This is a genomic window from Arcobacter sp. F155 (assembly GCF_004116455.1).
Lineage (GTDB): Bacteria > Campylobacterota > Campylobacteria > Campylobacterales > Arcobacteraceae > Halarcobacter.
In genome coordinates this window covers 1-439 of record NZ_PDJU01000040.1, presented here as the reverse complement: position 1 = coordinate 439, position 439 = coordinate 1, and the positions used below count along the sequence as shown (strand labels likewise).

The 439-nt window shown below is 34.6% G+C and carries 1 protein-coding gene; it reads right to left on the bottom strand.

Translation table 11 applies throughout. From position 1 onward, the window contains the following. On the bottom strand, nt 1-439 hold a 439-nt coding region (locus tag CRV03_RS13990), incomplete at both ends, for a dihydropteroate synthase (protein WP_164968681.1).

Genomic DNA, 439 nt, shown 5'->3' with positions numbered 1-439 from the left:
GAACCAATAGTAAATGTAAGCATATCAAAAACTAAATCATCTGGATTAAAGCCATGTCTATTTACACATAAATCATAGATTCTTTCTGCAACTTCAAGTTTTCTATTCTTTGTTTTTGCCATTCCAACTTCATCAATAACTAAACAAACAAGTGCTGCACCAAACTTTTTGGCTAAATTACAAACTGCATCAAATTTCTCTTCCCCATCTTCAAGATTAACTGAGTTAATTATTGGTCTTCCACCAATCTGTTTTAAAGCCTCTTCAAGAGCTGGAAGTTGCGTTGAGTCTGGCATAAGTGGAAGTGCAACTTTTTGAGAATATAAAGATACAACTTTATTCATATCTTCTCTTTCATCACGTCCAGCAAATCCGACAGAAACATCAATTACATGTGCTCCTGCTCTTACTTGTTGTTGACCAACAGATAATGTTCCCT